The 17,130-nt window shown below is 71.0% G+C and carries 16 protein-coding genes; 7 read left to right on the top strand and 9 right to left on the bottom strand.

Annotation, left to right across the window (positions count from 1 at the left end; translation table 11 throughout):
• Positions 1-292: 292 nt before the first annotated feature.
• The 3 genes from ACIBZJ_RS29250 to ACIBZJ_RS29240 form a co-directional block, all read right to left on the bottom strand.
• Positions 293-1,522: a phosphatidylserine decarboxylase gene (locus ACIBZJ_RS29250; protein ID WP_395935183.1), complete on the bottom strand. Its 1,230-nt coding sequence runs from the start codon at positions 1,520-1,522 to the stop codon at positions 293-295.
• Between the two features lie 179 nt (positions 1,523-1,701).
• Complete coding sequence (locus tag ACIBZJ_RS29245) at positions 1,702-2,295, bottom strand: hypothetical protein (protein WP_395935181.1); 594 nt, start codon at positions 2,293-2,295, stop codon at positions 1,702-1,704.
• The gene (locus tag ACIBZJ_RS29240) at positions 2,292-4,226 is read right to left on the bottom strand and encodes a PspC domain-containing protein (protein WP_395935179.1); all 1,935 of its coding nucleotides are present in this window, start codon (positions 4,224-4,226) and stop codon (positions 2,292-2,294) included. The genes ACIBZJ_RS29245 and ACIBZJ_RS29240 overlap by 4 nt, the downstream gene beginning before the upstream one ends.
• 652 nt (positions 4,227-4,878) lie before the next feature.
• On the opposite strand from ACIBZJ_RS29240, the gene ACIBZJ_RS29235 reads away from it, so the two are divergent.
• On the top strand, positions 4,879-6,072 hold the full coding sequence (locus ACIBZJ_RS29235) for a PspC domain-containing protein (RefSeq protein ID WP_395935580.1): 1,194 nt from the start codon (positions 4,879-4,881) through the stop codon (positions 6,070-6,072).
• A 1-nt stretch (position 6,073) separates the two neighbouring features.
• A complete protein-coding gene (locus ACIBZJ_RS29230) occupies positions 6,074-6,730 on the top strand; it encodes a response regulator (RefSeq protein ID WP_395935177.1) in 657 nt (218 codons plus the stop codon).
• A 169-nt stretch (positions 6,731-6,899) separates the two neighbouring features.
• Here ACIBZJ_RS29230 and ACIBZJ_RS29225 read toward each other — a convergent pair whose 3' ends face one another.
• Entirely contained in the window at positions 6,900-7,514 is a 615-nt protein-coding gene (locus ACIBZJ_RS29225; RefSeq protein WP_395935175.1) for a PadR family transcriptional regulator, read from the bottom strand.
• A 468-nt stretch (positions 7,515-7,982) separates the two neighbouring features.
• Here ACIBZJ_RS29225 and ACIBZJ_RS29220 point away from each other — a divergent pair, with 468 nt between their 5' ends.
• Entirely contained in the window at positions 7,983-9,659 is a 1,677-nt protein-coding gene (locus ACIBZJ_RS29220) for a RelA/SpoT family protein (RefSeq protein ID WP_395935173.1), read from the top strand.
• A 3-nt stretch (positions 9,660-9,662) separates the two neighbouring features.
• On the opposite strand, the gene ACIBZJ_RS29215 is transcribed toward ACIBZJ_RS29220, so the two are convergent.
• Positions 9,663-9,998, bottom strand: coding sequence for a Gmad2 immunoglobulin-like domain-containing protein (locus ACIBZJ_RS29215; RefSeq protein WP_395935171.1), 336 nt, complete (start codon positions 9,996-9,998; stop codon positions 9,663-9,665).
• A gap of 228 nt (positions 9,999-10,226) precedes the next feature.
• On the opposite strand from ACIBZJ_RS29215, the gene ACIBZJ_RS29210 reads away from it, so the two are divergent.
• Positions 10,227-10,760: a PH domain-containing protein gene (locus ACIBZJ_RS29210; protein WP_395935169.1), complete on the top strand. Its 534-nt coding sequence runs from the start codon at positions 10,227-10,229 to the stop codon at positions 10,758-10,760.
• On the opposite strand, the gene ACIBZJ_RS29205 is transcribed toward ACIBZJ_RS29210, so the two are convergent.
• Complete coding sequence (locus ACIBZJ_RS29205) at positions 10,757-11,392, bottom strand: GtrA family protein (RefSeq protein WP_395935167.1); 636 nt, start codon at positions 11,390-11,392, stop codon at positions 10,757-10,759. The two genes, ACIBZJ_RS29210 and ACIBZJ_RS29205, sit on opposite strands and share 4 nt — an antisense overlap.
• Before the next feature lie 45 nt (positions 11,393-11,437).
• On the bottom strand, positions 11,438-11,896 hold the full coding sequence (locus ACIBZJ_RS29200) for a GtrA family protein (RefSeq protein WP_395935165.1): 459 nt from the start codon (positions 11,894-11,896) through the stop codon (positions 11,438-11,440).
• A gap of 115 nt (positions 11,897-12,011) precedes the next feature.
• On the opposite strand from ACIBZJ_RS29200, the gene ACIBZJ_RS29195 reads away from it, so the two are divergent.
• Both ACIBZJ_RS29195 and purE read left to right on the top strand, forming a co-directional pair.
• Positions 12,012-13,244: a 5-(carboxyamino)imidazole ribonucleotide synthase gene (locus tag ACIBZJ_RS29195; protein WP_395935163.1), complete on the top strand. Its 1,233-nt coding sequence runs from the start codon at positions 12,012-12,014 to the stop codon at positions 13,242-13,244.
• Between the two features lie 14 nt (positions 13,245-13,258).
• The gene (gene purE / locus ACIBZJ_RS29190) at positions 13,259-13,729 is read left to right on the top strand and encodes a 5-(carboxyamino)imidazole ribonucleotide mutase (RefSeq protein ID WP_395935578.1); all 471 of its coding nucleotides are present in this window, start codon (positions 13,259-13,261) and stop codon (positions 13,727-13,729) included.
• Here purE and ACIBZJ_RS29185 read toward each other — a convergent pair.
• Both ACIBZJ_RS29185 and ACIBZJ_RS29180 read right to left on the bottom strand, forming a co-directional pair.
• Complete coding sequence (locus tag ACIBZJ_RS29185) at positions 13,722-14,120, bottom strand: CoA-binding protein (RefSeq protein WP_395935161.1); 399 nt, start codon at positions 14,118-14,120, stop codon at positions 13,722-13,724. The genes purE and ACIBZJ_RS29185 overlap by 8 nt on opposite strands.
• A gap of 20 nt (positions 14,121-14,140) precedes the next feature.
• Positions 14,141-15,607: a UDP-glucose dehydrogenase family protein gene (locus ACIBZJ_RS29180; RefSeq protein WP_395935159.1), complete on the bottom strand. Its 1,467-nt coding sequence runs from the start codon at positions 15,605-15,607 to the stop codon at positions 14,141-14,143.
• 101 nt (positions 15,608-15,708) lie between these two features.
• Here ACIBZJ_RS29180 and ACIBZJ_RS29175 point away from each other — a divergent pair, with 101 nt between their 5' ends.
• Positions 15,709-16,863, top strand: a complete 1,155-nt coding sequence (locus ACIBZJ_RS29175) for an acyl-CoA dehydrogenase family protein (protein ID WP_395935157.1) — start codon at positions 15,709-15,711, stop codon at positions 16,861-16,863.
• The last annotated feature ends 267 nt before the right edge of the window (positions 16,864-17,130 follow it).

Raw genomic sequence — 17,130 nt, 5'->3', positions numbered from 1 at the left:
ACTTACGTGGGCGGCCTGCCGAGGGCGACGCTGCCAAGCGTGCGCGACGACTTGAGTATCAGGCATACGCGGCGTCGTCGCGCACGCTAGGCAGCCCCGCCCTCGGCAGGCTCCAGGTCAATGAATCAAACAAGGCCGCCCCGCCCGTGAAGGCGGGACGGCCTTTCTGTTCTGACGTGGAGCCTGCTGAGGGCGGGGCTGACAGTCGAGCGCGACGACGCCGTGGCCTCAGGGTTCCCGCCACAAGGAGGCGCGCTCGCCTGTCAGCGTCGCCCTCAGCAGGCCGCCCACCTCAGATCCAGTGGGCGAGGGGGGTCTCGCCGCCCACTACTCGCTCGCCGGGGCTGACGAGGGGCTCGGCAGCGGCGGCCGGGAGGTAGACGTCGGTGCGGGAGCCGAACCGGATCAGGCCGTAGCGCTCGCCCTTCGCGAGGAGCGCCCCGACGCCGGCCCGGTTCACGATCCGCCGTGCGATCAGCCCGGAGCGCTGCGCGACGACGACCCGCCCGTGCACGGTCTCGAGCACCGTGTAGCAGGCGACGTTGTGCTCCGCGGCCGCGGTCATCGCATTTGCGTACCCGCCCTCCTCGCGGAGCACGGTCACGACCCGCCCGGCCACCGGCGACCGGTTCACGTGCACGTCGAGCACCGACAGGAACACCGAGATCCGCAGCCACTCGTCCGCACCGAAGCGGGTGTCGGTCAGCCGCTCGACGGCCAGCACCTTGCCGTCGGCCGACGACACCACGGCCCGCGGGTCGTCCGGCACGATCCGGCGCGGGTCGCGGAAGAACGCCGCCACCGGCAGCGCCAGTGCGGCCGGCACCAGCCACGCCTTCGACCGCGGGCGCACGAGCTTGGTCAGCACCGCCGCACCCGCGACGAGCCCGCCGAACGCGACGCCGTTCGAGTCGATGCCCATCCGCTTGGTCACCGCGACGTGACTCGGCACCTCGGCCGGGCCCAGGCGGGCCGCGAGGTGAGGCGTCGCCGGCGTGAAGCGCAGCTGGTGCACCCGTAGCGGCGGGAACGACCGGAACACCCGGTCGGTGCGCACGGCGTGATCGTCGGCGACGCCGGACAGCGGGTCGCCGCCGGTCGCATCCGTGGCCACGGTCAGGACGCCGTCCGCGGCCAGCAGCGGCCGGATCCGGTCGACGACGGTCGGGTGCAGCGCCGGACGCGCGACGACCGCCACGTCGACCGGGGCGGGCAGCTCGGCGACGTCGGCCGGGAGGTCCTTGCGTACGGTCACCCGCCCGGCGAACGTGTCGCTGCCGCCGAGCAGCTCGTCGGCCGGCCCGTCGGCGACCACGACCACCTGGTCGTTCGGCATGATCACGCCGAGCACCCGGTCGACCACCGTGTCACCGGGGGTCACGCCCACCACCAGGACCGTTTTCGGACCCGGATGCCGGGCGACCTCGGCGGTCAGTGCTTTCGCGGCCACCGGCCCGACGGCCCGGTCGGACAGTGCGAGCGGTCCGGCGTCCGGCCGGGGGAAATCTGCGTGGTCTGCCATCACTCACCCTGCGTGTCGGCGTTTCCGTCCGAACCCCAACAGCCGGACGCGGCCCCAGCATATTGCTGAGGCCGCGTCCGGCTGTCGGGTCGGTTATCGCTCGGTCGGTGGTGCGGTGTCCACCCGGATCACCGCGGCCAGCGCACAGAGCCCGAGTACCCCGGTGAGCAGCAGCGCGATCACGAGGCCGCCCCGCCGTCCCGGTCGGCCGGGAGTTCCTTGGTCTCCCCGGCCTTCCGGTCGCGCACCGGCAGCTCGGCGGTCGGCGCGGTGTTGGTACCGGACTCGACCTTCGGCGCGTCCGGCTCGTCCGCGTCGTCCTCGGAAAGCTCGGAGAGTTCGGACGGACGGTCGAGCACCGCGGTGCCGGCGGGCGAGATCGGGCTCGACGGGCCGACGTGCGCCGGACCGGCGTGGGAGGGATCGTCGAAGCCCGCCTCCCGGTAGGCCGCGGCGATCGCGTCCGCGTCCAGCACCCCGTCGACGCGCGGGAGCTGCATCGAGGCGAGGAACGGGTCGTTGTACGGGTCGGGCTCGAGCGTCGGCTGCGGGGCCTGCGGCACCGTGATCGGTGCTGCGGCCTGCGGACGCTGCGGACGCAGCGCGCTGATCAGGCCGACGAGCCCGATGATCAGCAGCAGGCTGGCTCCGATCCACGCCGCCGGGACGTGCAGCGGGTCGCTGCTGATCATCGCCACGCCCCACCACGACACGGCCGCGGCGAACAGCAGCGCGAAGACCAGCGAGACGCTGTCGACGGGGTGCCGCTTCATCGGGAAACCTCCAGGTCACCGGCGCCGTGGTGGATGACCAGCTTCAGGTCGCTGGTGTCCGCCCCGTTCGCACCGTAGTCGGAGTAGACGCCGTTGATGCCCAGCCCGCTGTCGTCGTGGTCGAAGACCTCCGCGTCGCCGGCGCCCATGTCGTAGTCGACCGTGACGTCGACGTCCGGCGGGAGCTGGACCTTCGTGTCACCCAATCCGGTGTTGATCTCGATCGTCCGGGTCACGCCGTTGAAGTCGATGTTGCGGAGGTCGAGTTCGAAGTCACCGGCGCCGAGCTGGTACTGCGGCATGACCTGCTCGAGAGCGGTCGGCGCGTAGCTGACGTCCCGGCGGCCTTGGTGGCCGCCGTCGGAGTTCTCCGCGGCTGCGCTGACGCCCAGCATGAGCGTCAGGATCACGCCGATCGGGATCAGCCAGCGGGCACGGCCGAACCAGGTGCCGACCAGCAGACCGGCGGCCAGGATGCCGAGCGCCAGGGCCACGAAGCCACTGAACGGGATGTGCACCCCGGCCGAAACGATGATCAGCAGGACGACGATCGCGAGGCAGGCCACCGAGAACGTCAGCCGGCCGAGGATCGAGCGCTCCTTCGGACGCTTGGCCTTGCGTCCGCGCGGGGGGAACGGCGGGACCGGGGGCACCGCCGGGTAGCCGGGGCCGCCCTGGGGTCCGTACGGCCCGTAGGGCGCGAACGGCTGCGTGTAGGGGTCGGCGGCCGGGGCTCCATAGGCGGGAGCTCCGGACGCAGGAGCCCCGTACGCGGCAGCCCCGTACGCAGCAGCACCGTAGGTCTGCGGGCCGCCGTAACCGGGCGCGGCCGGCCGGTCGTAGGGTGCCGGTCCGTAGCCCGGAGCGGACGGAGCACCGTACGGCGGGGCGGACGCCACGAACGGAGCCTCGGGGGCCGAGGGCACCGACGGGGGCACCGGTGCGGTGACCGGAGCATCGGCAGCGGCGCCCATGGCGGCCCACGATCCAGTCTGGGCGGAGCCGGTCTGAGCGGAGCCGGTCGTGTGGGTGCCGGTCGCGTCGGAGCCGGACTGGTCGGGGCCGGACGGGCCGGGGCCGGACGGGCCGGGGCCGGACGGGTCGCTCAGGTCGGCGGCGGCCGCCGTGGTGACCGTGGTCGGGGCACTGCCGGGCCCGTCACCGAACGACGCACCGCTCGGCGAGGTCGGCGAGGTCGGCGCACCGCCACCGGGGCCGCCCCCACCGGGGCCGCCCCCACCGGGGCCACCCGGGCCCGACGGTCCTTCGGGGCCGGTCGGCGGGGTCCAGCCGCCCGGATACCCGGCGCCGACCGGCGCGGGCGGGTAGCCGTGGTGCTGACCGGTCCGCCGGAGCAGCATCATGCCGCCGATGAGACAGGCGGCCAGCAGCAGCGTGGACGGCAGCCCGTTCGAGAACGAGGCGACGAGCACGATCGCGGCCAGCGCGATCAGCCCGACCGTCGCGGCCGGCGAGGTACCGGAGCGGCCGCGTCCGAGCAGCGACTCCAGCGGCGAGGCCGGCTCGTCGTCCATCGGCAGCACGACCCAGGCCACCAGGTAGAGCAGCGCGCCGACGCCGCCGAAGAAGACCAGCACGGTCAGGATGACCCGGAACAGGATCGGGTCCGTGCCGGTGGTGCGGCCGAGGCCGGCACAGACACCGGCGACGACCTTGCCCTGCTTCGTGCGCGTCAGGGTCCGGTAGCGGTTCCAGGCCGATCCGTTGCCGGCGCTGGTACCGGTACCGGCGGCCCAGGGTGCGCCCGGTGGCGGCGGAACCGGTCCGGGGGGAGGCGGGGGCTGGGTGGGCTGCGGCCCGGCGGACGACGTCGACCCGGCTGATGCGGAGTCCGACGCCGCGGCTGAGCCGCTGGGCGAGGTGGAGCCGGTGTCCGGCACTGGCTCGCGAGGGGGGTCGAGGCTGTCCATGTGATCGATACTCTCGGCCGGGACGCTCGCGGACCATCGGGCACGACCCTGATCGGACCCTGATCTGCGCTCGGACCAGATCTCGGGGAAGCTCCCCGTGGTCAGCGGGCCCGGATGGTGTGACGATCGGAGACGTCAACTTGTGAACCCGGGAGGAATCATCACTACGCCAGCCCATCGCGGGCCCGGCGCCGGCCCCGCCGAGGCCCCTCCCGCGCCCCAGTCAGCCCCGCCCATGGCTCCTTTCCCGAACGGAGCTCCCCACACGACGGCCCTTCGTGCGACGGCCCTTCACACGGCGGCGCCCCACGCGCCGTACGTGACGAGTGCCCCGCCGACGCCGTACGCGGACGCACAGCATCTCGCGGCCCAGTACCTCGCGGCGGCCCAGCAGGCCGCCGCCGAGCGCACCCGCTCGGCCGAGGAGATGCGTGAGGCCGCGGCCCGGATCGCGGCGAAGCACGCCGATGCCGCCCGTCAGAGCGCCGAGAAGGCGTCCGCGCGCCACCTCGCCGCCCACGGCGTGGCTGCCGAGCGCGCGGCCGCCGCGGCCCGCAAGGTGGCCGCCGCGGCGACCCGGGCCGCGGCCGGAGCGGCCAGCGCGGCCGCACCCGGCTTCGACTCCGGCCTCTCGACGGCGTCCGGCGTCCCGATCCGCCGGCTCTACCGGCGCACCGACGACCGGGTGCTCGGCGGCGTCGCGTCCGGTATCGCCGAGCACGTCGGCGCGCGGCCGCTCGTCGTCCGGCTGGTGTTCCTGGTGCTGCTGGCGTTCGGCGGCATCGGCGCCGTGCTCTACGCGGTGTTCTGGGCCGTGCTCGCGATCGACCCGGCCGCCGAACAGCGCGGACGTCGCCGCGACACCGGCCAGCTCGTCGCGTTCGTGGTGTTCGGCCTCGGCATCATCGTCGTGTTGCTCGGTGTCGGGGGGAGCAGCCAGCTGGTGCTGGTCTGGTGTCTCGGCGTCGTCGCGGTCGGTGCCGCGCTGGTCTGGCGCCGGGCCGATCCGATCCAGCGCCAGCGCTGGGTAGCGGCCGCGCCGCAGGTGCCCTGGCTCGGGCCGGTGCTGAGTGGCGGCCGCGGAATGATGGCGGTCCGGCTGCTCGGCGGCGGCGTCCTGGTGATGATCGGGCTGGTCGGCTTCCTCGTCTTCGCCGGCGAGTGGGAGTCGGTCCGCGACGGTCTGCTGTTCGGCGGCGTGCTGCTGGCCGGCGTCGCCCTGGTGCTGGCGCCCTGGCTGGCGCAGATCATCATCGAGCTGCGCGCCGAGCGCAGCGAGCGGATCCGCTCGCAGGAGCGGGCCGAGATCGCCGCGATGGTCCACGACCAGGTGCTGCACACGCTCGCGCTGATCCAGCGCCGGTCGGCCGACCCCCGCGAGGTCGCGCGGCTGGCCCGCGGCCAGGAGCGCTCGCTGCGCAACTGGCTGTACAAGCCGACCGCGTCCGCGGCCGAGCGGATCGGCGCGGCGCTCGAGGAGGCCGCGGCCGAGGTCGAGGACGCGTTCGCGGTGAGCGTCGACGCGGTGGTGGTCGGTGACTGCGCGCTCGACCCGGGGCTGACCGCGCTGGTGCAGGCGTCCCGCGAGGCTTTGGTCAACGCGGGCAAGCACGCCGGGGTAGCGTCCGTGTCGCTGTACGCCGAGATCGAGCCCGATCAGGTCAGCGTCTTCATCCGTGACCGGGGCCGCGGTTTCGACCCGTCGAACGTCGACGACGACCGGCACGGCGTGCGCGGCTCGATCCTCGGTCGGATGGAGCGGCACGGTGGGAAAGCAGAGATCCGGAGCAGTCCGGGTAGCGGTACCGAGGTCCGGCTGACGATGAAACGCACGAACGGTGACTGAGATGACGACACCAACTGACGGCCGGGTCCGGGTCGTCCTGGTCGACGACCACGGGATGTTCCGCGCCGGCGTCCGCGCCGAACTCGGCGGATCGGTCGAGGTCGTGGGTGAGGCCAGCACGGTGCCGCAGGCGGTGTCGGTGATCACCGCGCTCACCCCCGACGTCGTGCTGCTCGACGTCCACATGCCCGACGGTGGGGGACGGGCCGTGCTGGAAGCGATCCGGCCGACGCTGCCACAGGTGAAGTTCCTGGCTCTGAGCGTGTCGGACGCGGCCGAGGACGTGATCGGGCTGATCCGGGCCGGCGCCAGGGGCTACGTCACGAAGACGATCGCCGCGGACGAGCTGGCCGACGCGGTGAAGCGGGTCGCCGACGGCGACGCGGTGTTCTCGCCGCGGCTGGCCGGGTTCGTGCTCGACGCGTTCACGCAACGGCCCGAGACCGTGGTGCGCGACCCGGAGCTCGACCTGCTCACGAACCGCGAGCGCGAGGTGCTGCGTTTACTGGCCCGCGGCTACGCGTACAAGGAGATCGCGAGCGAGCTGTTCATCAGCGTCAAGACGGTGGAGACGCACGTGTCGAGCGTGCTCCGCAAGCTCCAGATGTCCAACCGCTACGAACTGTCCCGCTGGGCCGTAGACCGCCGCCTCATCTGAACGGGCTCCTGGTCAGAGCAAGGCGCGGGCTCGGGGGCGGCGCGCAGGCTTGGGCTCGGGGGTCAGAGGGCAAGCGCGGGCTCGGGGGCGGAGCGCAGGCTTGGGCTCGGGGGCAGCGCGCAAGCCGATGGCCCGCGTCGGAAACGACGCGGGCCATCGATGTTGGTGTTCACTCCGATTCGGCTAGTAGGCCGTACAGGCGACGGCGGGCCTCGGTGAGGATCTCCACCGCCTTCTGCCGCTGCTCCTCCGTGCCGACCTGAGCGACCTGACCGGCGGCCTGAACCATCGGGCCGATCGCCTGGTGCAGGTCGATCATGCTCTGCTCGACGCCCTCGGACGCCTGCGCCCACGGTGCGGGCTGCTCGGCGAGTGCGTCGGCCTCGGCGCGGCCACTGTCGGTGAGAGAGACGAGACGCTTCCCGTTGCTCTCTTCGATCGTGACCAGTCCCTCGTCCTCCATGAGCTGGAGAGCGGGGTAGAGCGAGCCCGGGCTGGGCCGCCACATTCCGTTACTGCGCTCGGCGATCTCGCCGATCATCTCGTAACCGTGCATCGGCCGATCGCGGAGCAGGACGAGAACAGCGGCGCGAACGTTGCCACGCCGGCCCCGACGCCCGCCCCGGCCGTGCGGACCGAACGGGCCGCCGAAACCCGGACCGCCCGGGCCCCCCGGACCGAAGCCCGGAGCCCCCGGCGGAAACGGCGGCTGACCGCCGAAGCCGGGGAAGAAACCATGCCGTCCACGGCCTCGGCCGCGGTGTTCATGAGGTGTGCGGTACATGAGTGCCTCCTGAGTAGATGTAGTACCGATGCACTAACGATATATCGGAAACACATCGATACGCAAGCCTCGCCGAGATCAATCGGTTAGCCGGGCTCCGTCGAACGGCCTATCTGAGGGCGCCGCACGGATCGGACGCCCCGTCGGGGGCCCCAACGCGCCGTTTGGGCGCATACCATCGGTACATCTCGACTTCCTGTCTCGGCGACCGACTAGGGGGTGAGCGGCCCGCATGTCGACGCGTGCGCTCTCGACCGCTTTCGATTCGTGTCTGGGTTTCGACCAGCACACCCAACGGTCCGCGTCCGGTCGCAGGTTTGCGACAGTCCCTGGACGGGCCGAGGCATGAGCGCCGAGGCCACCCCGTTCGGGTCGAATCCGACTCAGCCGCTCGGCCGGCGCGCGTCAAGCGACGCGGAAACCGGCGGAACGGTAACGGGGGGGCCGGTCAGAGCCTTCCGGGCTCTGTTGCGGGGTGGTGTCGCCGGGAGCCGTGAGACCGACCCGCTGCACACGCTGCTCGGGCTGCACCGGGCCGTGCATCCCAAGGCTGAAGTCGACGTCCTCCGCCGCGCCTACACGATCGCTGAGCGTGCTCACCGTGGTCAGATGCGCAAGAGCGGAGAACCGTACATCACGCACCCGCTCGCGGTCACCGAGATCTGCGCCGAGCTGGGGATGGACACGACCGCGCTGGTCGCCGCGATCCTGCACGACACGGTCGAAGACACGCAGTACACGCTCGACCAGCTCCGTGCCGACTTCGGCGGCGAGGTCGCGCTTCTCGTCGACGGGCTGACGAAGCTCGACAAAGTCCGGTTCGGCAGCGCGGCCGCCGAAGCCGAGACCAACCGCAAGATGATCATCACCGCCGGCCGCGACCCGCGCGTGCTGGTGATCAAGCTCGCCGACCGCGTCCACAACATGCGGACGCTCGGCTTCAAGTCCGGCCCGTCGCAGCAGCGCATCGCGCGCGCGACGAACGAGGTGCTGATCCCGCTCGCCGGTCGGCTCGGGATCCACCAGATCAAGCGCGAGCTGGAAGACCTCGTCTTCCGCATCCTGCAGCCCGAGGCGTACGCCGAGGTCGAGCACCGGGTCGAGATGCGGATGACCGAACGCCGCAAGTACCTCGACGAGCTGGTGGCCGGTGCCGCGGCCGAACTGCGTGGCGCCCGGATCAAAGCCACCGTGACCTGGCGCGACCGCCACCTCAAGTCGGTCTGGAAGCAGATCAACAAGACCCCGAACGCGCCCGCCGACTTCATCGGCGCCGACCGGCTCGTCGTGGTCATCGAGGGTGAGCCGACCGATTGTTACGCGGCGCTGGGCATCATCCACGGACGCTGGCACCCGATACCGGGCCGGTTCAAAGACCACATCGGCGTCCCGAAGTTCAACATGTACCAGTCGCTGCACACCACCGTGATCGCTCCCGACGGCCGCTGTGACGTGCTGATCCGCACCGAGGGCATGAACCGGGTGGCCGAGTACGGCATCGCGGCGCTGCACCGGTTCGGGCGCGACCGCGTCGGTGACTCGGCCGCCGAACTCGAGTGGCTGCAACGGGTGCTCGACTGGGAAGGCGACGCCGCCGAGCCGGGCGAGTTCATGGACTCGCTGCGTTCCGGCCTGGCCGACCACGAAGTCATGGTGTTCACGCCGAACGGCCGGGCGATCAGCCTGCCGGAAGACGCGACCCCGGTCGACTTCGCGTACGCGGTCTCCACCCATCTCGGCGACCGGTGTATCGGTTCCAAGGTGAACGGCCAGCTCGTACCGCTGGCCCGGCCCCTCTCCGACGGCGACGTGGTGGAAGTCCTCACGTCGCCGTCAGAGTATTCGGGGCCGAGCGAGGAGTGGCTGCAGTTCACGAAGAGCCCGCAGGCCCAGATCCAGATCCGCCGTTGGTTCACCGAGGGCGTCTCGGAGCTCTCGGTGGAGAACGGCAGGCGCGACATCGCGGCGGCGCTGGCCGCCGAGGGCCGCGTGCTCGCTCACGACCGGCCGCTCTCCATGCTCGCCCGGGTGCTCGACCTGCCCGACCACGACTCGCTCTGCGCCGCGGTGGCCGACGGCCGCCTCGACCCGGCCGACGTCGCCCGCCGCCTGATCCTGATCGTGGACGGACCGGGCGAGGAGTAGCCGCTACTTGACGGTGATGTGGCGTTCGACCACGTCGGTGCGGCTGCCGTCCGCGGCCGACTCCCGGTAGACCGCGAGCTCGTAGGCGCCGGCCGCCGGTACCTCGACCGTGAACTGGAACGGTTGTTTCTGGGTGCTGCCCGCGCTGGTGTAGCCGGTGATCGGCTCGCCCGGCCCGTCCAGGCTCCAGAGCAGCGTCCCCTCGAACGCGACGCCGGACCCTCGGACCAGGAAGCTGCGACCGACGGTCGCGCCCTCAGCCGGTGCGCTCAGCGTGATCGCCGCGTCGATGGCGGCGGACCCGGTCACCGGGCTCGCCGCCGCGGTGGTTCCGGTCACGGCACTACTCGATCCGGACGTAGTGGGAGCAGCGGGTTCCGGGCTGTCGTCACCACCGCAGGCCGCCGTGGCTCCGAGTAGGCCGGTGAGTACCAGTCCCACCCCGATGGTTCGGATGTCGTGTCGCCGCATGAAGCTCCCCCCGCTGGTCGCCCACATGCTCTAGCCTGCCGGACGCGAGGTCGAGTACCGACGCAGTCGATTTGTCGGATTATTCCGGAGACGCCGGTGGCTGTTTTGTTGCTCGGTTCCGAGGAGCTCCTCGTCCACCGCCACCCTCACGTGCGGGTGCTCGTCCGGCCCGCGGTGATCGCGGTCGTCGTGGTGGGGCTGGCCGGGCCGCTCGGGTACGTGGTGTCGCAGCCGTCGACCCGGTGGGGGATCGCGGCGGTGGCGGTGCTGGTGCTGCTGGCGTCGGCGTCCAGGCCGGTGCTGCACTGGCTGACGACGACGCTGACCGTGACCGATCGGCGCCTGGTGCTGCGGTCCGGCGTGTTGGCGCGGTACGGGCGAGACATTCCGCTGGGGCGGATCGAGGACGTCTCGTTCGAGCACACGCTGCTGGAGCGGATGCTGGGCGCCGGCACTCTCTACGTCGACCTGGCGTCCGACCGGGGCGTTGTCGTCGTGCAGAACGTTCCCCGGGTCGAGCACGTCCACGCCGTGATCTACGAACTCCTCGAGGAGCAGCCGCTCCCCGACGAGTCCGACGAGGACGACGAGTCCGACGAGGACGACCTGGACGAGGACGACCTCGACTAACTGTCGGCGCGGGCGGGCTCGAGATCGGTTCGCTGGCCCGGAACCGAGCCTTCCGGCAGCACGGCCTCGTCCGCCCCTCGATCGTCCGCCTCGGAAGCGTGCGGATCGTGGATCTCAGCGGCGTCAGCGGCCTCCGCGGCCATCAGTTCGGCGGCGGACTCGGGCGGGGCGGCGGCGGCGACCGCGGCGGCCACGTCCTCGTCGGGGACGACGACCCCGCCGAACACCCAGCGCTTGTACGACCAGAACCGGAACAGCGTGGCGACGCCCACCGCGAACAGCCGGACGACGTTCAGCGCGACCTGGTCGTGCAGGTCGAACCCGTACTTCGCGACCCCCACGATCGCCGCGGTGATCGCCAGCCCGACGCCGTTGAGCGCGAAGAACAGCATGTACTCGCGTCGCAGCCCGGACCGCTCGTGCTTCCGGAACGTCCAGTGGCGGTTCGCGAAGTACGCCAGCGTCGTCGCCACCGTGGTGGCCACGATCTGCGCCTTCACCGGACCGATCACGAAGAGCAGGTTGAAGATCGCGGTGTCGATCACGAAGTTCACCGCGCCGATGACCCCGAACGACGCCAACTGACGGAAGAGCCCGTCCCGACCGGCTCGGAGCTTCGCCAACAAAGTCACGTGCGCCACGATAGAGACTCTGTGCACGTCACCAAGAATCACGGGTTAGATTCTCGCCGGGTCGGGCTCGTACAGGGTGTCCTCCGGATGCAGGAACACCCAGCGCCGATACGCCCAGAACCGGAACACCGTCGCGATCGCGATCGCGAACAGCTTGACGACGTTCAACGCGGCCACGTTCCCGACGTCGAACCCGTAGGACGCGATGGCCAGGATGCCCGCGGTGATCACGAGCCCGATCGCGTTGAAGACGAAGAACAGCAGGTACTCGCGGCGCAGGCCGGACCGCGCCCGGTGCCGGAACGTCCAGTGCCGGTTCATGAAGTACGACGACGTGGCAGACACCACGGTCGAGGCCACCTGGGCCTTGATCGGGCCGATCGACAGCAGCGCGTTCCAGACCGCGAAGTCCAGCACGGTGTTGACGACGCCGATGATGCCGAACTTCGTGAGCTCCTTGATCAGCGCGTGCCAGCGGTCACGAAGACGGCGGACGAAGTTCACCGATCGAGGATATGCGCCGCCGTTCCGAGGCGCTCGCGGGGCAAGGTCTTGCATGTCATGGTCACGGACCCCGGCCGTCCCCGGTTCGACCGGCCGGTCCGGATAGCCTTCTGCCATGCACCCCCGTACCGGGCTCCCGGTAGTCGGCATGGTGGGCGCCGGCCAACTCGCCCGGATGACCCATCAAGCCGCGATCGCACTCGGGCAGTCACTGCGCATCCTCGCCGCCCACCCCGACGACGGTGCCGCGCTCGTCGCGGCCGACGTCCTGATCGGCGAGCACACCGACCTGGCCGCGCTCCGCAAGCTCGCGGCCGGCGCCGAGGTGGTGACGTTCGACCACGAGCACGTGCCGCCGGAGCACCTGCGGGCGCTGGTCGCCGAGGGCGTCACGGTTCACCCGGGTCCGGACGCGCTGATCCACGCGCAAGACAAGCAGGTCATGCGCGAGAAACTGGCCGCGCTTGCCGCGCCGATGCCCCGCTGGGCCCCGGTCGCGTCGGTGGACGACGTGATCCGGTTCGGGGTCCCGGCCGTGGCCAAGGCCACCCGCGGCGGTTACGACGGCCGCGGTGTCTGGATGGTCGACGACCCGGCGCAGGTCCAGGAGCTCCTCGACGCCGGGACTCCGCTGATCGTCGAGGAGCGGGTCCCGTTGGTCCGCGAGCTGGCCGCGGTCGTCGCCCGGTCGCCGTTCGGGCAGGTCGCGGCCTGGCCGGTGGTCGAGACCGTGCAGCGCGACGGCATCAACGTCGAGGTGATCGCCCCGGCGCCGGGCCTCTCCGAAGAGCGGGCGATCGAGGCGCAGGAACTGGCGATCCGGCTCGCCGCCGAACTGGGCGTCGTCGGGGTGCTGGCGGTCGAGCTGTTCGAGACGGCGGACGGAATCCTGGTCAACGAGCTGGCCATGCGCCCGCACAACTCGGCGCACTGGACGATCGAGGGTTCGCGGACGTCGCAGTTCGAGCAGCACCTGCGGGCGGTGCTCGACTACCCGCTCGGTGCGACCGGGCTCACCGCGCCCTACGTCGTGATGGCCAACCTGCTCGGCGGCGACGTGACGCCCCCGACCCCCGGAATGGCAGCCCCCAGCGGGGCGGCCCTGCGCGCGGACGCCTCCGGGGACGACGGCGAGCACCACCACAAGCCTCCGGCCGAGATGACGCTCGACGAGCGGATCCACCACATGATGGCGGCTGAGCCGGGCGTCAAGGTGCACCTGTACGGCAAGGAACTCCGCCCCGGGCGGAAGGTCGGGCACGTCACCGCACTCGGCGACGATCTGGAGGACGTCCTGCGCCGTGCGCGCCGGGCCGTGCACTGGCTACGAGAGGGAGAAGATTCGTGACCGTCGGTTTGATCATGGGCAGCGACTCGGACTGGCCCACGATGAAAGCGGCGGCCGAGGCGCTGACCGAGTTCGGCGTCGATCACGAGGTGCGGGTGGTGTCCGCGCACCGCACTCCTCGGGTGATGCTCGACTACGCGGAGTCGGCTGTCGACCGGGGGCTGACGGTGATCATCGCCGGTGCGGGCGGCGCCGCCCATCTGCCGGGCATGGTCGCGTCGATGACGCCGCTGCCGGTGATCGGCGTGCCGGTGCCGCTCAAGCACCTGGACGGCCTGGACTCGCTGCTCTCGATCGTCCAGATGCCGGCCGGCGTCCCGGTGGCCACGGTGAGCATCGGCGGCGCGCGGAACGCCGGCCTGCTGGCCGTACGCATCCTCGCGGCGACCGACGAGACCCTCCGCGCCAAGATGGCCACGTTCCAGGACGACCTGCGAGCCCTGGTGGCCACCAAAGACGCCGCGCTCCGGAAAGAGCTCAGCTAGGCCCGTGCGCGGGCCACTCGATCTTGGGGCAGTGGTCCATGACGACGGTGAGGCCCGCGTCCAGAGCGCGGGCCGCCGCGGCCTCGTCGGTCACGTCCAACGGCGTCCAGACGCCCGAGGCTCCGGCGGAGACCGCCTCGTCGAAGTGCGGCCCGACGAACTGCGAGCGACGGTAGACGGCCACGACGTCGATGCCGGTCGGCACCGACGTGTGACCCTCTTCACCTAGCACGGACTCCGCCCGTGGGTTCACCGGCACGATCCGGACGCCGTTGCGCTGCAGGAACGCCGCCATCTGGTACACGGTCCGGTACGGCGAATCCGTGAGGCCCACGAACGCCCACGTCTTCGCCGCCAGCAGCTTCCGGATGTCTTCTGCCGAGCTGTGCATGATTCCAACGTACGTCGGGTTCAGGCGCGACCCATGCCCCGGTACTCCCAGCCCGCGGCACGCCACACGGCCGGGTCGAGGCAGTTACGACCGTCGACCACGCGCTTGTGCGCGACGACCTTGCCGAGCGTCACCGGGTCGGCGTGACGGAACTCTTCCCACTCGGTCAGCACCGCGACCGCGTCCGCGTCCCGGATCGCGTCGATCGCCGAGGTGGCGTAGGTCACGGTCGGCAGTGCTCGCCGTGCGTTGTCGATGCCCTGCGGGTCGTAGACGGTGACCTGTGCACCCGCCTCGACCAGCAGACGCGTGACCGCCACCGCAGGCGAGTCGCGCACGTCGTCGGAGTTCGGCTTGAACGTGGCACCGAGCACACCGACCCGGGCCCCGCTCAACGAGCCCCCGACGAGCTCGGTCACGAGCGAGACGGCCTTCTCCCGACGGCGGTCGTTGATCTGGTCGACCTCGTTGAGGAACCGCAGCGCGTGACCGACGCCGAGCTCGTCGGCGCGGGCCTGGAAGGCCCGGATGTCCTTGGGCAGGCAGCCGCCGCCGAAGCCGACACCGGCGCGGAGGAACTTGTTGCCGATCCGGACGTCGTAGCCGATCGCCCGGGCGAGCTGCGTGACGTCCGCGCCCGCGACCTCCGACACCTCGGCCATCGCGTTGATGAACGAGATCTTCGTCGCGAGGTACGAGTTCGCGGCGACCTTCACCAGCTCGGCGGTCGGGAAGTCGGTGACGACCGTCGGTACCTCGCGGTCTTCGGCCACCCCGAGCTCGTACACACCCTTGTAGGTGGCCTCGAGCATCTGCTGCGCCCACTCGCTCTTGACGCCGAACACCAGGCGGTCGGGCCGGAGCGTGTCCTCGACCGCGAAGCCCTCACGGAGGAACTCCGGGTTCCACGCCACCTCGACGCCGAGGCCGTCGGGCGAGTGCTGCGCGACGAGTTCTTCGACCCACTCGGCCGTGCCCACGGGAACGGTCGACTTCCCGACTACCAGCGCCTTTCGCGTCAGATGCGGCGCGAGTGACACCACGGCCGATTCGACATAGCGCATGTCTGCGGCCATCGAACCCGCCTTTTGGGGCGTTCCGACGCAAACGAAGTGCACGTCGCCGAATTCTGCGGCTTCGGCATACGAGGTCGTGAAGCGCAACCGGCCGGTGGCGAGATTGCGACGGAGCATCTCGTCGAGGCCGGGCTCGTGGAACGGCACCTGGCCGTCGGCGAGTTTGGTGATCTTGGACTCATCGACGTCTACACCGAGCACTTCATAGCCGAGTTCGGCCATGGAGACGGCATGGGTGGCCCCTAGATAACCCGTGCCGAGAACGGTGAGGCGAGGTCGTTGGGGGATCGATTCCGACACGCGTGCTTCCTCCTGTGGCAAGACCCACCGGGTCAGCTCTATTGGGGCCGGGCGGGGTGCAGGGGCCGTCCGGGTCGTCTCAACCGTACGAGCATAGGTGGTGCCTACCATGCCGCACGCCGAACTACTCTCCCCGACCGCTACAGTCAGAACAACTTAATGAGCGTTAAGGCTCGTGTTCACCTTTTATCCGGGCGGAAGGGATTTATGCCGTGGACGCTTCGTTCGGTATCTACCGGCTTGCGGAGGAACACGGTTATGTGCGCGACGCGGTTCGGGAGATCGCCGACGAGGTGATCGCCCCGCACGCGGCCGAGGTCGACGACCAGGCGCGCTTTCCGGAAGAGGCCCGGGAAGCGCTGACCAGAGCCGGATTCCACGCGGTGCACGTGCCCAAGGAGTACGACGGCGAGGGCGCCGACGCGATCACCGGTGCGATCGTCGTCGAGGAGGTGGCCCGGGTCTGTGCGTCGAGCTCGCTGATCCCGGCCGTCAACAAGCTCGGCTCGACGCCGGTGATCCTGTCGGGGTCGGACGAGCTGAAGCGCGAGGTCCTGCCGCCGCTGGCTCGGGGCGAGGCGATGTTCTCGTACGCGTTGTCCGAGCGCGAGGCCGGCTCCGACCCGGCGTCGATGACGACCCGGGCCGTGCGCGACGGTGAGAACTGGGTGATCAACGGCACCAAGGCATGGATCACCAACTCCGGCATCTCGACCTATTACACCGTGATGGCGAAGACCGATCCGACGGCCGGTGCGCGCGGGATCTCCGCTTTCGTGGTCCACAAGGACGACCCGGGCTTCTCGGTCGGGACGCCGGAGCGCAAGCTCGGCATCAAGGGTTCGCCGACCTGCGAGGTCTACTTCGAGAACTGCACGGTGCCGCTGCACCGCATCGTCGGTGAGCCGGGCACCGGCTTCGCCACCGCCATGCGCACGCTCGACCACACCCGGCTCGCGATCGGCGCCCAGGCCGTCGGCATCGCCCAGGGCGCGTTCGAGGTCGCGCGCGACTACGTCAAGCAGCGCAAACAGTTCGGCCGCTCGATCGCCGACTTCCAGAGCCTGCAGTTCATGCTCGCCGACATGGCGATGAAGATCGAGTCGGCACGGCAGTTGGTGTACGTCGCTGCGGCCAAGGCCGAGCGCGGTGAGCCCGACCTGACCTTCTTCTCGGCCTCGGCCAAGGTGCTGGCGTCCGACACCGCGATGTCGGTGACCACCGACGCGGTGCAGTTGCTCGGTGGCGCGGGGTACACGAAGGATTTCCCGGTCGAGCGGATGATGCGGGACGCGAAGATCACGCAGATCTACGAGGGCACGAACCAGATCAACCGCATCGTGATGGCGCGCCAACTCTTGAAGTGATCGCGCGGCCTCGCGCCGGTGCACCACACTGTCGGCGTGCTGCCGTCGCCGCTGCCGGTCACCGACCTCGCTGCGGTGCCGCGTGCGTTCGACGACCCGGACCCGGTCGTCCCCGGGGTGACGACCGAGGCGCTCCGGCGTCCGTCCAGGGTCTCGGCCGAGCGTGCTCGGCCCGGAGGCGGTGGCGCGGCTGGAGTGCGGGCCGATCCCGGCCGGGCTCCGGACCGCGCTCGAGCGACCGCCGCACGCGGTGCGGTGCTGGTCGGC

The sequence above is a fragment of the Cryptosporangium sp. NPDC051539 genome, from assembly GCF_044454545.1.
Lineage (GTDB): Bacteria > Actinomycetota > Actinomycetes > Mycobacteriales > Cryptosporangiaceae > Cryptosporangium.
Note: the sequence above shows the minus strand (reverse complement) of the source record. Positions and strands in the feature narration are given on the sequence as shown.

Coding starts and splice junctions, on each gene's coding strand:
- ACIBZJ_RS29225 (WP_395935175.1), bottom strand. CDS start 7,514: ATGTACCGCACACCTCATGAACACCGCGGCCGAGGCCGTGGACGGCAT.
- purE (WP_395935578.1), top strand. CDS start 13,259: ATGGGCAGCGACTCGGACTGGCCCACGATGAAAGCGGCGGCCGAGGCG.
- ACIBZJ_RS29185 (WP_395935161.1), bottom strand. CDS start 14,120: ATGCACAGCTCGGCAGAAGACATCCGGAAGCTGCTGGCGGCGAAGACG.
- ACIBZJ_RS29230 (WP_395935177.1), top strand. CDS start 6,074: ATGACGACACCAACTGACGGCCGGGTCCGGGTCGTCCTGGTCGACGAC.
- ACIBZJ_RS29245 (WP_395935181.1), bottom strand. CDS start 2,295: ATGAAGCGGCACCCCGTCGACAGCGTCTCGCTGGTCTTCGCGCTGCTG.
- ACIBZJ_RS29180 (WP_395935159.1), bottom strand. CDS start 15,607: ATGGTAGGCACCACCTATGCTCGTACGGTTGAGACGACCCGGACGGCC.
- ACIBZJ_RS29195 (WP_395935163.1), top strand. CDS start 12,012: ATGCACCCCCGTACCGGGCTCCCGGTAGTCGGCATGGTGGGCGCCGGC.
- ACIBZJ_RS29240 (WP_395935179.1), bottom strand. CDS start 4,226: ATGGACAGCCTCGACCCCCCTCGCGAGCCAGTGCCGGACACCGGCTCC.
- ACIBZJ_RS29250 (WP_395935183.1), bottom strand. CDS start 1,522: ATGGCAGACCACGCAGATTTCCCCCGGCCGGACGCCGGACCGCTCGCA.